At 42.8% G+C, this 14,526-nt stretch carries 11 protein-coding genes; 1 reads left to right on the top strand and 10 read right to left on the bottom strand.

Features of this window, described 5'->3' with window-relative positions:
- Positions 1-30 precede the first annotated feature (30 nt).
- From PAENI_RS03020 to PAENI_RS02985, 8 genes are all read right to left on the bottom strand, one after another.
- Positions 31-870 carry a carbohydrate ABC transporter permease gene (locus tag PAENI_RS03020; protein ID WP_042126927.1) on the bottom strand — a complete coding sequence of 280 codons (840 nt, stop codon included), beginning with the start codon at positions 868-870 and terminating at the stop codon, positions 31-33.
- A 3-nt stretch (positions 871-873) separates the two neighbouring features.
- The gene (locus PAENI_RS03015; RefSeq protein ID WP_042132108.1) at positions 874-1,794 is read right to left on the bottom strand and encodes a carbohydrate ABC transporter permease; all 921 of its coding nucleotides are present in this window, start codon (positions 1,792-1,794) and stop codon (positions 874-876) included.
- Between the two features lie 142 nt (positions 1,795-1,936).
- Positions 1,937-3,274 carry an extracellular solute-binding protein gene (locus PAENI_RS03010; RefSeq protein WP_149644202.1) on the bottom strand — a complete coding sequence of 446 codons (1,338 nt, stop codon included), beginning with the start codon at positions 3,272-3,274 and terminating at the stop codon, positions 1,937-1,939.
- Positions 3,275-3,394: 120 nt separating this feature from the next.
- The gene (locus tag PAENI_RS03005) at positions 3,395-4,963 is read right to left on the bottom strand and encodes a response regulator transcription factor (protein WP_149644201.1); all 1,569 of its coding nucleotides are present in this window, start codon (positions 4,961-4,963) and stop codon (positions 3,395-3,397) included.
- The gene (locus PAENI_RS03000; protein WP_149644200.1) at positions 4,956-6,731 is read right to left on the bottom strand and encodes a sensor histidine kinase; all 1,776 of its coding nucleotides are present in this window, start codon (positions 6,729-6,731) and stop codon (positions 4,956-4,958) included. The genes PAENI_RS03005 and PAENI_RS03000 overlap by 8 nt, the downstream gene beginning before the upstream one ends.
- A gap of 182 nt (positions 6,732-6,913) precedes the next feature.
- A complete protein-coding gene (locus PAENI_RS02995; protein WP_042187421.1) occupies positions 6,914-7,708 on the bottom strand; it encodes an ABC transporter ATP-binding protein in 795 nt (264 codons plus the stop codon).
- Positions 7,701-8,624, bottom strand: coding sequence for an ABC transporter permease (locus PAENI_RS02990; protein WP_149644199.1), 924 nt, complete (start codon positions 8,622-8,624; stop codon positions 7,701-7,703). Before PAENI_RS02990 ends, PAENI_RS02995 begins: the two co-directional genes overlap by 8 nt.
- 61 nt (positions 8,625-8,685) lie before the next feature.
- A complete protein-coding gene (locus PAENI_RS02985; protein WP_149644198.1) occupies positions 8,686-9,756 on the bottom strand; it encodes an ABC transporter substrate-binding protein in 1,071 nt (356 codons plus the stop codon).
- A 324-nt stretch (positions 9,757-10,080) separates the two neighbouring features.
- Here PAENI_RS02985 and PAENI_RS02980 point away from each other — a divergent pair, with 324 nt between their 5' ends.
- Positions 10,081-11,016, top strand: a complete 936-nt coding sequence (locus tag PAENI_RS02980; RefSeq protein WP_149644197.1) for a C40 family peptidase — start codon at positions 10,081-10,083, stop codon at positions 11,014-11,016.
- Between the two features lie 95 nt (positions 11,017-11,111).
- On the opposite strand, the gene PAENI_RS02975 is transcribed toward PAENI_RS02980, so the two are convergent.
- On the bottom strand, positions 11,112-13,838 hold the full coding sequence (locus PAENI_RS02975) for a calcium-translocating P-type ATPase, SERCA-type (protein ID WP_149644196.1): 2,727 nt from the start codon (positions 13,836-13,838) through the stop codon (positions 11,112-11,114).
- A gap of 97 nt (positions 13,839-13,935) precedes the next feature.
- The gene (locus PAENI_RS02970) at positions 13,936-14,349 is read right to left on the bottom strand and encodes a DUF2500 domain-containing protein (protein ID WP_231573434.1); all 414 of its coding nucleotides are present in this window, start codon (positions 14,347-14,349) and stop codon (positions 13,936-13,938) included.
- Between the last annotated feature and the right edge of the window lie 177 nt (positions 14,350-14,526).

Here is a 14,526-nt window from a genome sequence, read left to right as displayed (position 1 = left end):
ATTCAGCCGCACCTTTCTTCATTAGATATTTTATCCTTTCAAACCACTGGTGCTGATTCCTTCCACAATCTGCTTTTGAAAGATAAAGAAAATAATCATGACGGGTGCCAAGCTAAGAACGGACATGGCGAACATGGGTCCCCAGTTGGACACGGACTCACTGTCGAGGAACATTTTCAGCCCCATAGAAACTGTATATTTAGATGGAGAGTTCAGGTACAACACTGGCCCAAGCAGGTCTTCCCAGCGCCAATAGAAGGAAAAGATCGCTGCAGTAGCCATAGATGGACGGATGAGTGGGAGAATGATTCTGAAATACAGACCAAATTTCCCGCACCCATCAATTGTAGCCGCTTCGTCAAGTTCAACAGGTATTGTCCGAATAAACTGCAGCATTAGGAAAATAAAGAACGGAACACCGAAGAACTGTGGAACCACGATCGGCTTGATACTATCGAGCCATTCCAATTTCGCATAGATAATATATTGCGGGACTAGCACTACATCTGAAGGAAGCATAAGCGTCATCATCATGATACCGAACCATAAGCCATGCCCTACAAATTTATTACGTGCAAATCCGAAGGCTACCAGTGAAGAAGAAACCACCGCTCCTAGAGTGGCTACAACGACAATAATTAATGAATTCTTTATGAAGACACCAAAGGAATATCCGGCAATCCCTTCCCAGCCTTTAGCATAATTCCCCCATACCCATGGATCGGGAAGAAGCTGCTGAGCGGTAACGAATACAAGCCGGCTCTCTTTAAAAGAGCTCATGATCATCCACAAAATCGGATACAGCATAATGATAGCGAGGCCACCGATAAGAATATGATACAGCGGCCATTTCAGTTTCATTTTCGCCATGGATTATTTTCCTCCTTCCGATTCGTAGAAGACCCACGATTTGGATGTCTTGAACAAAATTCCGGTCATGATGCCGACTAGCAACAACATCACCCACGCCATAGCTGAAGCGTAACCCATGTTATTAAACATAAAGGCCTGACGGAATAGATATAGAGAATACAACATCGTACCGTCCATTGGTCCGCCTTCACCTTTAGAGATAATATAAGCTGGAACAAAGGTCATAAATGCACTGATCGTCTGCATGACTAGATTGAACAGAATAACTGAACTTAGGAGGGGCATTGTAATCTTAAAGAACTTTCTGAAAAAGCCTGCTCCATCTACACTAGCTGCCTCGTACATTTCACCAGGAATATTCTTTAGACCCGCCAGAAAGATCAACATGGATGAACCAAATTGCCACACGGATAAAGTGATCAACATAATAAGCGCAGCGCTCGGATTACCAAACCAACTTACTGGACCAAGGCCGAAAAAACCGAGCATGCCATTAATAATTCCAGTATCACTAAAAATATTACGCCACATGATGGATACCGCCACACTGCCCCCTATAATAGAAGGTAAATAATAAGTTGTACGATAGGCTCCGATCATGCGCGATTTTGTATTTAGAATCATAGCCACAAATAATGCAAAGGTGAGACGTAAAGGCACACCAATAAATACGTAAAGCAGCGTCACCTTTAGTGAATGTAAATATTTCGGGTCATTCGAGAACATTTTGATGTAATTATCAAATCCGATCCATTTAGGTGGAGCGAACAAATTGTATTTGGTAAATGAAAGATAAAGAGAAATGATCATCGGGATCAGTGTGAAGCAAAGGAAGCCAATGACGAATGGACTGATAAAGGCATATCCTGTAAGGTTGCTTCGTAAACTCCGGCCTGTTAGCTTCTTTTTCTTAAAAGCCAGCGGATTCGAAGGAAGGGGATTCGTGGATGCCAAGGGTCTCCAACTCCTTTTTATGTGAATAATAAGGGAAACGGACTGCCGCCTAACCAAATGGCATGCCGTTTCCCATGTTAGACGCAGTATAGTTATCTGTTACCTTCTATTACCGGCTGGAGAGAATAGCGTTCGCTTCTTTTCGGAACTGTGCGGCGGCTGCGGCTGGGTCAATTTTGCCGAAGTTCATTTGTTCAGCAAGGTCTGTAAGAAGTGCTACTACTTCTGGCGAACCAACTGGCGGACTCATTGGAGAAGTAGTAGGCTCCATGTCAGCTACGAATTTAAATACTTGCTTACCGGAATCCGTTAATTGTGAGGCTACAGATTCTTTGATTTTACTTGAAATTGGCACACCACGTTCGCCTTTGATTAGGTTGTTGGCTTCGGGATCATTAATCCAGAAATCAACGAACTTCGCTGCTTCTTCCTTCACTTTTGAGTTAGAAGTCACCGACCAATACATACTTGGCTGCATGTAGAGTCCTTTTTCCATATCCGGACCAGGCATTTGTGCCAGTGCCATAGGACGATTTACAGCGATTTGCAAAGCAACATATTGGTTCGACCATTGCCATACGCCAATACCTGTTCCTTTTACAATATCCGACTCCTCGATAACGCCTTTGTTTTGGCTCAGTTTGTCTTGGGATGGAACCGCTCCATCTTTAATTAAACCAGACAGCATTCCGAAAAAGTCAGTGAACAAGGCATCATCCTCATATCCAAGCGCTGAACCATCATTATTATAAAGTGCCAACCCTTTTGTACGCAGATAATAGTTGAAGAATACGTCAGCTGCCATAGAACCGTCGATATACAGTCCAGCTGATTTAGCTTTCGCAGCAATTTCTTTGTATTGATCCCAAGTCCAGTTCTCAGGAATGGAATCCACCCCTGCCTTCTTCAGCAATTCTGGGTCATATTGAAAACCAAGTACGTTAACGCCTAATGGAATTCCGAATTGCTTCTCATTGATTACCCCAGTACTAAGGACGTTCTCATTCACATCGCCGACTTGGATCTGAGAGTTCAAATAAGGCTTCAAATCTTCGAGCTGTCCGTTAGACCCATATTGATTAATATAAGAAATATCCATTTGAACGATATCAGGAAGTCGATTCGCTGCTGCTTGAGGGGCAAGCTTCTTCCAATAATCATCGAATGAAGCATATTCAGGTTCAATCGTTACATTCGGGTATTTGGCTTCATACATATCAATCACTTGTTGTGTATAAGAATGTCGTGTATCTCCACCCCACCAAGCTATACGCAGAGTTACGGGTTCTGCTGAAGTCGTAGCTGCGGGTTTCGTTTCTGAAGGCGTGTTTGTAGCGGAATCCGTAGCGGCAGCACTATTATTGTTATTACCTCCACCACAACCAGCTAACATCGATGACAACAACAATGGTACGGCTAGTAAAGCGAATCTCTTTTTCAAATTCATGTCCCCTTTTCCTATAATAGTATAAAGGCTCTGATCCCTTTAGGTAGCGCTTTCATGTATAAATCTTCTCAAATATTCAGTGATTGTTGAATACAAAAAACCGTCTTGTTTGTTCAATAATCAGTTCCCTTGAGAGGGTTTCATAAATTCTGTGGGTGTCTGCCCAGTTACTTTTTTGAACACTTGACTAAAATACTGTGCATTCCCACCGAAGCCGAACAATTCAGCGAGCTCAAATACTCTTACATCACCACTATGCATAATGTGTTCTGATGCTTTAGTAATCCGGTAATTGGTAACGTAATTAGAGAATTTCTCCCCCGTGATTTTCTTAAATATTTTCCCGAGATAATCAGGATTCATATATAACATCTCAGCAGCGACTGAGCTAAGTGACAGTTCCGCATTCTTATAATCATCCGCAATAATTTTGAACATTTTATCTACGATTAAGGATTGGCGACAGCGAAAATGACGATCATACATCGCTGTCAAACGAGCAGCAGCATCTTTTACATAGGCTTTAAGACCACTTAAAGTCCTGATCTCAGCCAGTTCCACCATACTTGAAGTAAAGGTATTTCTTTCATCAGGGACGGCTAAACGTATCATCGCAGAATACAATTGCAAAACATAAGATCGCGTTACATTAATATCCACACGCTGTTCAGCTAGCAGATTAAATAACCGCTCTAATTCAAACTCTACTGCACTTTGTTCGCCCGCCTTAATCAACAGACAGATTTGCTCTTCATCTAGTTCAATGTCATTTCTTCCGCTTAGTTCATCACTAGGAATATCACTTCCTGTGATCAGGCCTCCCTCTTCCATATAAAAACAGTGGTTAAGGCATTGCAGAGTCTGACGATACAATCTCCGTGAATGTATCATGAAGTCCGCGTCACTAATCGCAATGGTTACATCCACTTTATAAAATTTGTAGAACATTTTCCGTACATCAGAAATTCGTTCAAGCAGTGTACTATTCAGCGCAGTCTCTCCTTCGACTTCCATTAGTGTCAGAATAAATCCACCTATCCTTGTACTAAGCAGCGTTTCTTGCAGCATATCCTGTGCAATATTTTGCAAAGCAAATAGTTGCTCATATTCATAAGAACCTTCCAGTCTGAACAAGATCAAACGCACCACTTTGTCATTTAATTCGATACCTAGCAGCTCCTGATAATACTCTAAATCTTGACTCCCGTACGTTTTGTTAGAGATCCATTCCTTCAAAAATTGTTCCTTTACATGCGGTAGAACTTTAGTAAAACGTTGCTTCATGTCATTTACAAATTCCATCCGGCCCTTAAGTTCATCGAGCTCTGCTACCAGCTCAACTAACGCATCATGAATTTGATTCTCGTTGCACGGCTTAAGCAGATAATGCTTCACTCCATGCTGCATAGCGATACAGGCGTAGTCAAAATCCTTATACCCCGTCAACATAACGAACTTTACCTCAGGAAACCGTTCACTGCATTTCTGCACCAAGCCTAGTCCATCCAATCCAGGCATGGAAATATCAGTAATCACTATTTCAGGGCGAAGCTCTTCTATTTTCTCTAAGGCTTCTATCCCGTTTCGCGCAGTACCCACAAGCTCCGTTCCTGCCTGTGCCCAGTCCACTACCTGAGATATGCCTTCTAGTATCAACCGTTCATCATCAACCAGCAGTAACTTATACATTCTCTTGCACTCCTTTTAAATAAGGTATACGTACATGTATTGTCGTTCCTTGACCTGGCTCACTTTCAATCACTGTACCCCATTCTGGGCCAAATACGATTTGAATACGCTCTGCGATGTTCGCTAACCCAATGCCTTCGCCACGTGTCTTAACTCTTCCCTGCTGTAAATCTTTGATGAACTCGGCACTCATCCCCGGCCCATTATCACTAACACGAATATCAAGGCCCTGTTCTTCCTCACTTACGGTTATAGAAATCGTGCAAGGCTCGATATTAGGCTCCAATGCATATCGGATCGCATTCTCGATCAACGGCTGAAGCGTCAGCTTCGGAATTAAAGCGTCATGCAAATGCTCTGGAAAATCCATGCGGAAATCAAGTCTCTCGTCAAATCGTGTCTTCTGGATAATGACATAATTGCGCACAATGGTGAGCTCTTTTTCAATTGTAATCAACGGGTCTTTAAGACCAATCGAACTGCGAAACAAATAGCCAAGCGCTTCTACCATTTCTGAGATTTTAGCTTGCTTGTTCATCTTCGCTAACCAATTGATCGATTCAAGTGTATTGTACAAAAAATGCGGATTGATCTGTGCCTGCAGTGCTTTAAGCTCGGTCTCTCTAATAATGAGCTGCTTCGCATAATTCTCATCGATAAGTTCTCTGATTCTGCGGATCATCATTTTAAAGGTTCTGTTAAGCTGACTTACCTCGTCCTGCGCAGTTTGTGAAACGACACCTAGCGACTGTTCCTCCAGATTATCCAGATCTCCCTTTTCGATTTGTTTCATTTTTTTGGTCAGCTTTGAAATCGGGCGTACAATACTTCGGGCTAATCGATAGCCTAAGAGCAATCCAATTAGTAATATGAGCGCGAATATGATGACAACCAATTTTTTTACAAAAGTAATATGTTTGAACATCTCATTGAAGGGGGTCGCATTGATATACATCCATTCCATATAAGATGATTTAGTCTTCGTTATAAAATATGTTCCTTCTTCATACTTAGCCGTACGATAAAGCTCGGAACGTTCCGTTTCCGCTTTAAGCTCATTTGGCAGTAACATAGGAGTTTGCGGATAAACCGCTAGCCCTGAAGTCGCATCTGCAACAATCAACTGATCGCCATCCGAAGTGTTACTAGTGCTATCTGCAATAATACGATCAATCCGAATTCGAATGACTAGCGTCCCTAAATCGTCCAGCGTAAAGGTTGATCCGGTGTAAGATTTAATCTGCCGAACAGCCAGGAGTGAATTCTTATTCCCTTGGGGATACCACACAATACTACCGCTAGCTTCCTTAGCCAGAGGCTTTAATTGATCCTGGAGATCCTGTGATACACCTTCCCGATTACCCGCAGTCATAGCGCCGCCATTCGTATCCAACAACATCATGGAATAAACGTATTTCTCTGCTCCTGCAAAGGCAACTAACCTGTTAATGATTTTATTATGTAGGACCTGCCGCTCATATGGTTGAGGATCATCCTGCAACTGGCGAAGACATTCCTGAATTTGCTCATCAGAGACCACTGTAAAAGAAAGTTGTTCCAGCTCTCTCAAAGTACCCTCTATACTGATAGATGACATCCCCAGGACTTCAGATGCCTTTTCATAGATTTGCTTGTCATAAATTCGATAAACATACTGCAGGACGGTTAAAGAGAACAGAAAGGACAGCAGCAGCAAAAATGAAATGATCAATATCATTTTATTAAAAATACCCGAACTCCTGTAAGCGCTAACATTCTTCCAAAACATAAGCATCCTCCAATTCACTCCAAACCCTTATTATGGGAAGTAATATTTATCATCACTATATCCTATCATAAATGATATTGAAGCATTTGGGAAAACTTACAACAAAAAGGACTTAAAGTGAAATCCAGAGTCAGAATTCACTTTAAGCCCCTATCCTGAGCCTAAGACACTCCTATAAAAGACTAACCAAGCATCATTCGATCATCCGCCAGTTTATGACCACTGATGGTCTCAAATTCTCCCAGCAGGCGTTCTACCGTAAGATCCTTTTTCCTTGTTTCATCAATATCAAGGATAATACGGCCTTTATCCATCATGATAAGACGATTGCCAAGACGTATAGCCTGCTCCATGTTATGGGTAACCATAAGCGTAGTCAGCTTCATCTCACGGACGATAGACTCTGTCAGTTTAGTAATCAGCTCCGCTCGTGAAGGATCAAGTGCCGCTGTATGTTCGTCTAATAACAAGATTTGCGGCTGGGTAAAGGTTGCCATTAGCAAACTCAGCGCTTGTCTCTCCCCCCCAGATAATAACCCTACCTTAGCTCGCAGACGATTCTCCAATCCAATCCCGAGACGACTTAACTCCTCACGAAACATCGTCCGTCTCGCTGCATTTACACCAAACGATAATCCTCTACTCTTCCCTCTTTTAAAAGCCATCGCTAAATTTTCTTCAATCGTCATCCGTGGAGCCGTACCTGCCATCGGGTCCTGAAAAACCCGTCCGATCCAGCGACTGCGCTGATATTCTGCTAAATGGCTAATCGAATTCCCTTCAATACTTGCTGAACCAAGATCCGGCTTCATCACACCAGAAATAATGTTCATTAGCGTTGATTTACCAGCACCGTTGCTTCCAATAATGGTAACAAAGTCACCAGGAAGAAGCTCCAAATCAATGCCAAGTAGCGCGATCTTCTCATCCGGTGTCCCAGGATTAAACAGCTTAGATACGTTATCCAGTTTAAGCATCGATGGTGCCTCCTCTCTTGCTGCTAAGCGCTTGTTCAGCTAATTCAAGCGAACGTTTACGCGCCATATTCTTCTGCTTCAAGAAACGCTGAATCGATGGGAATACAAGTGCGAAAATAACGATAATCGCCGTAATCAGCTTAAGATCCGAAGGTCTCAACCATGGTACATACAAGGCTAATGCAACTACGATTCGGTAAACAATAGATCCCAGAACAACTGCCAACGTCGCACGGAATACATTTCCAGCACCGAAAATAGCTTCACCAATGATTACCGAAGCTAAGCCGATAACAATCATCCCTATACCCATGGAGGAATCCGCAAAAGTAGAATACTGAGTGATCAATGCACCTGAAAGTGCCACCATTCCGTTGGATAAACTGACGCCGAGAATTGTCGTGTTATCTGTGTTTACACCCAGACTACGGATCATTCTTGCATTATCTCCGGTAGCCCTTAAAGCAAGCCCAAGATCAGTACGCAAGAATAAATCCATTAGAATTTTCACAAATAAAACAATAAAAGGAAGAACAAGAAGCGGATTGATGGACGAGAACAACGTGGTATCACCCATTAGTGACCAGTTAGGCTTACCGCCAAAAATTCTCAGATTGATGGAATAAAGTGCGATCATCATTAGAATCCCGGATAACAATCCATTAATCTTGCCCTTCGTATGTAGTAGACCGGTACACATTCCTGCCAGCATCCCACCTGCAATAGCAGCAAGCGTGGCTAACCAGGGTGCATAACCATTGGTAATCATAACGGCCGCAATAGCACCGCCAGTAGTAAAGCTTCCATCTACAGTCAAATCAGGAAAATCTAAAATGCGAAAAGTAATATACACCCCTAAAGCCATAAATGCATAGAGCAACCCCATTTCCACAGCCCCGAGCATTGAATCATACATAGAAGTCTTCTCCTTTCAAGCATCAAGGGGCGCCCTCATGGAATCGCCCCTATAGAATGTCTTATTGAATAATATTGTTAGCTTGATCGGCAACTTCTTTTTTCATCGCATCCGTCACTTCTATGCCTTGTGCGGCAGCCGCTTTAAGGTTAAGGATAAGATCGAGCTTTTCTTGCATCGTTACTTTCATATCTGCTGGCTTTTTACCATTCTTCAGAATGTCCACTGCCATTTGTCCAACTTGGTAACCATGGTCGAAATATTTGAAGCCAACGGTTGCAAATGCGCCTTTTTCAACGGTATCCCGGTCACTGGAGAAGAACGGAATTTTCTTATCATTAGCTGTTTGAATGATAGTATCAACAGCACTCACTACTGTGTTATCCAAAGTAATGTAGAATGCATCTACACGACCAGCTAGTGATTCAGCAGCTTGCTTCACTTCAGAAGTATTTGTGATGGCTGCTTTCACAAGCTCAATGCCATGTTTATCCAGCTCTTTCTTAGCAATATCCGCCATAATTACAGCATTCGGTTCACCTTCATTGATAACAATGCCCAGCTTCTTCACATTAGGAAATTGAGTAGCAATGAATTGCATTAATCTATTAATAGCTTCAGGATTCGTATCTGATACACCAGAAACATTTCCACCTGGGTGCTCCAGATCAGTTACGATCTTTGCATCGAGTGGATCAGTCACTGCTGCAAACAGTATCGGAGTGTCCTTACTTGATTTACTAAGCGCTTGAACAACCGATTGAGCAGAAGGTGTCGCAATAGCCAATACCAAATCATTAGTGTCAGCAGCAATCTTCTGAGCAATGGTCAAGTTATTCGCTGGGTCAGCTTGAGCATTCTCAAGGTCAACCTTCAGGTTCTCTCCTTCAACAAGACCGGTATCCTTCAAAGCAGCAAGAATACCTTCGCGTGTAGCATCAAGTGATGGATGTTCAACGTATTGCGAAATTGCGATTTTGTACGTTTTGGAATCAGCGGTTCCAGCATTCGTTGGCGCATTACCAGTGTTTGTTGCGTTTCCTGAGTTTACAGCGGCATTATTGTTGCCACAGCCAGCAGCTACAAGCATGAAGCATAAGCTTAAACCTGCAAAAATGTTTCTCTTTTTCATTAAAGTACCCCATTTCATTAGATTATTAACGCGTGCATCAAAGTGAGCGACTCAGCATTATCACTTTTATCGATAAAAGCATTAAAGCATAAGCTTACACATACCTCACAAAAATGATGGAAATCTATTAAACCTATATTATATGGAGGTTGTTTATCCGTCAATCACTTATCCCACTTCCAGAGATCACAAATTTTATAGCGCATAACTCACCAATATAGGAAGGACTTGGTTATGTCTTACAGTGATTGCCTTGGTCCTCATTACATAAAAAAAAGCCCCCTGCACAAACTTAAACTACAGTTTGAACATGGAGCGTGTCATATGCCTAATAACCACAAAAAATTACTATCCACTGCTACTGTATTGCTCGCTGCCGTTTTATCAAGTACCGCATGCGGTTACTCTTCACAATCACAAAAACCCAAGGTAAACGCCGTAACTCCTGATGGCATGCAAGCCTCAAGTTATTATGAAAAGTCTTCCATCACCGATGCTCAAGGAAAGTACTGGATTCCACTCAAACCTGCGATTACTTCACTTGGCTATCGAATGAAAGATGATGCTACTCATGGTGGATACACCAAAATTGGCTACAGTGATGTTATGTACATGCTGCGCCCTGGCTCTAATCAAGTCTTCTCCCTCGGTGAGAAAATCACACTACCGCAGGCACCTAGACGACAAGAAGGTCAAATCTATATCACACCGCTAGCTCTATCCAAATTTCTTCAAACGGAGGTGGGTTGGAATCCTCAGTCTGGTGAAATCAATATAGCCACACCGACCGACCATGAGGCTATTATAAAAACACCATCTGCTAAATCACTGGATGGATCAAAACCATTTCACATCCAAAGCATTTCTGAAGCAGACAAGAAGGAATTAGTTACTTATGCCAAAAAATTCTTAGGTGTACCTTATGAATTTGGTACCGGGCCTTATGAAGAGACTAAGAAATTTGATTGCTCTTCTTTTACAAGGCATGTATTCAAACAATTCGGTGTAAACTTACCGCGTCTAGCCAAGGATCAAGATAATATAGGTTCTCGCGTGCAACGCAGTGCACTAGATGTCGGCGATCTTATATTCTTCACTGTCCCAGGTCGGTTTGAAAGTGATGCTATACCCGGACATGTCGGTATCTACATTGGGGATGGAAAGTTCATTCATACCTGGGGTGATCCCGGGGTTCAGATCAGTGAGCTCGACTCAGGGTATTGGAGCAACGTAATCCTGCATATGCAGCGCATTCTGTAACCTACATTCACTGACTAAAGGCACCTATAAAGAAAGCCTGAATCCTCCGCTATGGAAGGGTTCAGGCTTCTTTGTTGCAGCATAAAGCGGTATTCTTAATCCCAATTCTTGCCCTTGCCACTTAAACGTACAAACAGCTTTACAAACTCTACAATCACTATAATTGCCAGTGCTGCAGCAATTACAATTCCCCACTGTAACCCGCTTAAATGTGAGACACCAAACCAGTCATTCAGTCCTGGGATGATAATCACCAGCACCAGCATAAGTGTAGAGATCAGTGATGCCCACAGCATATACCGATTGCTGAACCAGCCAATCTGGAACAACGATTTCGTATTGGATCTGACGTTAAATGCATGAGAAATTTGCAGCAATCCTAATGTGGCGAATGCCATCGTAACCGCAATTCCCTCATTGTAATGGGTATGTGCCCACTGGTATACAAACAGCGTAAGCGCCGCCTCTAATATACCCTGGTAGATGATCCCGATTCCCACGCCACCAGCAAAGATACTACTGCTGGCTTTGCGTGGTTTCTTCGACATCAAATCATCCCCCGCCTTCTCAAGCCCAAGAGCTAATGCCGGTAGGGTATCGGTAACAAGATTAATCCACAGAATATGAATTGGCTCGAGTATCCGCCAGCCGATCATGGTTGCAATGAATAGCGTAAGCACTTCCCCAAGATTGGCTGAGAGTAGGAACTGGATGGCCTTACGGATATTGCTGTAAACCTTCCGTCCTTCTTCAACAGCAACAACTATGGTCGTAAAGTTATCATCAGCTAGCACCATATCTGAGACGCCCTTAGCTACATCCGTTCCTGTGATGCCCATCCCGACGCCGATATCTGATGATTTAAGCGCAGGAGCATCATTCACACCGTCACCCGTCATGGCAACAATCTTCCCTTTTTTCCTCCACGCCTTAACGATCCGAACTTTATGTTCAGGAGATACACGTGCATAAACCGAATAATTAGTGACTTTCTCAGCAAATTCCTCTTCACTGAATTTATCCAGCTCACTGCCGGTCAATACGCCTGTCTCATCTTCGATAATACCTAATCTTTTAGCAATGGCCGCTGCAGTATCTCGATGATCTCCTGTAATCATTACAGGTCTAATCCCCGCTTTACGACAGATAGCTACCGCATCCCGTACTTCCTCTCGTGGAGGATCAATCATACCGACTAAACCGATAAATACAAGTTCTTTCTCCGTAGCTTCCGGGGAGAGGTTAGTCGGTAGCTGCTGTTCATCTCTGAAAGCAAATGCCAGCACCCGCAGTGCATCATTCGCAAGCATTGTATTACTTTCCATGATATGTCGTGAATGTTCATCATTAAAAGGAACGATCTCTCCATCCACATAGATATGGCTGCATTTGGACAAAAGCACATCTGGTGCACCTTTCGTTAACACACGATAACGTCCGTTCTCAACTTCATGAATCGTCGTCATCAGCTTGCGATCGGAGTCAAATGGCAGTTCATTTTTACGTGGGAATTTCTTTTCTAAATCCCTTTTGTCAGTACCTATACTGAGCGCGTAGTCCACTAACGCTGTTTCCGTTGGATCCCCGATAATCGCTTTACCACTCTTAGTTTGTGGGACCTTAGCTCCTTTATTCCCTCCAGGTTCTTCAGAGGAATTCCCTTCGTCAATGCTGGAATCATTACAAAGCGTCATAGCCTGAAGCAATAGTTCACCACCCGGTTTCCCTTCAAGACCTTCAGCAGCTTCTTTCGTAGTTCCATTGACATGTACTTTTTCGACAGTCATCTTGTTTAGAGTCAAAGTACCTGTCTTGTCAGAGCAAATAATTTCGGTGCTTCCGAGCGTTTCTACAGCGGGGAGTTTGCGAATGATCGCTTTACGTTTAGCCATCCGCTGCACTCCGAGTGCCAAGATAATCGTCACAATTGCTGGCAGCCCTTCAGGAATCGCTGCTACTGCAAGTGAGATCGAGGTGAGAAGCATATCCAGCAGCTCTCTACCCTCAAATATACCGACGGCAAAAATGACTACACAGACACCAAGAATAATAAAGGTGAAATATTTTCCTAGTTCATCCAGTTTCTTTTGCAGCGGTGTTACATCATTCTCTTCCTCCGAGATAAACCCAGCAATCCTGCCGACTTCAGTCTGCATTCCTGTAGCTGTGACGACACCAACCGCTCTACCGTAAGTTACATTGCTGCTCATATAAGCCATATTGGTGCGATCCCCAATAACAATATCGCTTCCTTCAAGCACACCTATCTTCTTTTCTGAAGGTAATGATTCTCCGGTCAATGCGGCTTCCTCTGTTTTCAAAGAAGCAGCTTCTAACAGTCTAATATCCGCCGGAACTACATTTCCAGCTTCCAGCAATACGATATCCCCAGGTACGAGATCTTCACTTTTAATCTCTGAGACCTGACTTCCACGCCGCACTCTGGCATGCGGAGAGGACATACTTTTCAGGGCATCTAGCGCCTGCTCTGCCTTATTTTCCTGAATAACGCCAAGTACCGCATTCAGGATGACTACCAACAAAATAATGACTGTATCTGTCCATTCTCCCAAAACCCCAGACAATACTGCCGCCACTAGCAAAATAAAGATCATTACATTTTTAAATTGTTCAATAAATTTTCCTAGCAGAGATTTGGTTTTTGCTTCTTGAAGTACGTTCTTCCCATACTGCTCCAGAAGTTTAGCGGCTTCACCGGAAGACAAACCATCTTTCCTTGTTTCCAGCCTTTTGAGCACTTCTTCCTCACTTAGTGTATGAAAAGGTACCTGCCCCTGCGATTTTGGATCATTTGAGTTCAAGACAATAGCCTCCTTCCGGGATTGAGATTCTGGTAAAACCTCTCATATGAGTCTTACCCAAAAAAGGCACGGTGATTCTAGAACGTTATGTACAATTTTAGAAATTAAGCTGTTCCGTCTGCTTGACTCGATCAAAGCTCTTGAATCTAGTCCCTTGATAAAGGAGTTCTCCTCGATCCCCTTCTACAATCAGACCAAAATCCTGATCTCTAACCTGCAATTCCAAGCGTCCACCATCTTCAAACTCAAACGTCACATAATAACTAGTATGTGCGCTCGATTCACCCGATCCACCCCATACCTCAGTCCGTTTCGTTACAGCTTTAGAGCTAGCTTTTATCAAGGGACTTGCGTTGTTGGCTATCCAGCTTCTCACTGATTTATAAATTATAAAGACGAAAACACCTAGAATAAACAAAGCAAATAATTTAAAAAATAGGGGCATCTCATGAATGAAACTTCCGAAAAAGCTTCGTTTATCAAAACCGTTAAAATCCTGCCATTCGCTCAAATTCATTCCTCCTGACTGATAGAAGATAATAAAAGTCTTCTTTTCTACGAAATACGTCATTTTTCCCGTTCGGTTTCTTGTTTTCATCGTTTTCAAATGAATTTTTTTCACAAAACAATTTGGAATCAAATGATAAGGTATGGTATGCTTTTTATACTACATACAGTTGGGAGGTGT

The organism is Paenibacillus sp. B2(2019) (assembly GCF_008370385.1).
In the GTDB taxonomy this organism is placed as follows: Bacteria; Bacillota; Bacilli; order Paenibacillales; family Paenibacillaceae; genus Paenibacillus_AQ.
The sequence above is the reverse complement of the archived record's forward strand: the minus strand, read 5'-3'. Positions and strand labels throughout refer to the sequence as shown.

Bases quoted from the DNA above. Each gene is read 5' to 3' on its own strand.
- PAENI_RS02985 (WP_149644198.1), bottom strand. From the start codon at position 9,756: ATGAAAAAGAGAAACATTTTTGCAGGTTTAAGCTTATGCTTCATGCTT.
- PAENI_RS03005 (WP_149644201.1), bottom strand. From the start codon at position 4,963: ATGTATAAGTTACTGCTGGTTGATGATGAACGGTTGATACTAGAAGGC.
- PAENI_RS03000 (WP_149644200.1), bottom strand. From the start codon at position 6,731: ATGTTTTGGAAGAATGTTAGCGCTTACAGGAGTTCGGGTATTTTTAAT.
- PAENI_RS02995 (WP_042187421.1), bottom strand. From the start codon at position 7,708: ATGCTTAAACTGGATAACGTATCTAAGCTGTTTAATCCTGGGACACCG.
- PAENI_RS02980 (WP_149644197.1), top strand. From the start codon at position 10,081: ATGCCTAATAACCACAAAAAATTACTATCCACTGCTACTGTATTGCTC.
- PAENI_RS03010 (WP_149644202.1), bottom strand. From the start codon at position 3,274: ATGAATTTGAAAAAGAGATTCGCTTTACTAGCCGTACCATTGTTGTTG.
- PAENI_RS02990 (WP_149644199.1), bottom strand. From the start codon at position 8,624: ATGTATGATTCAATGCTCGGGGCTGTGGAAATGGGGTTGCTCTATGCA.
- PAENI_RS03020 (WP_042126927.1), bottom strand. From the start codon at position 870: ATGGCGAAAATGAAACTGAAATGGCCGCTGTATCATATTCTTATCGGT.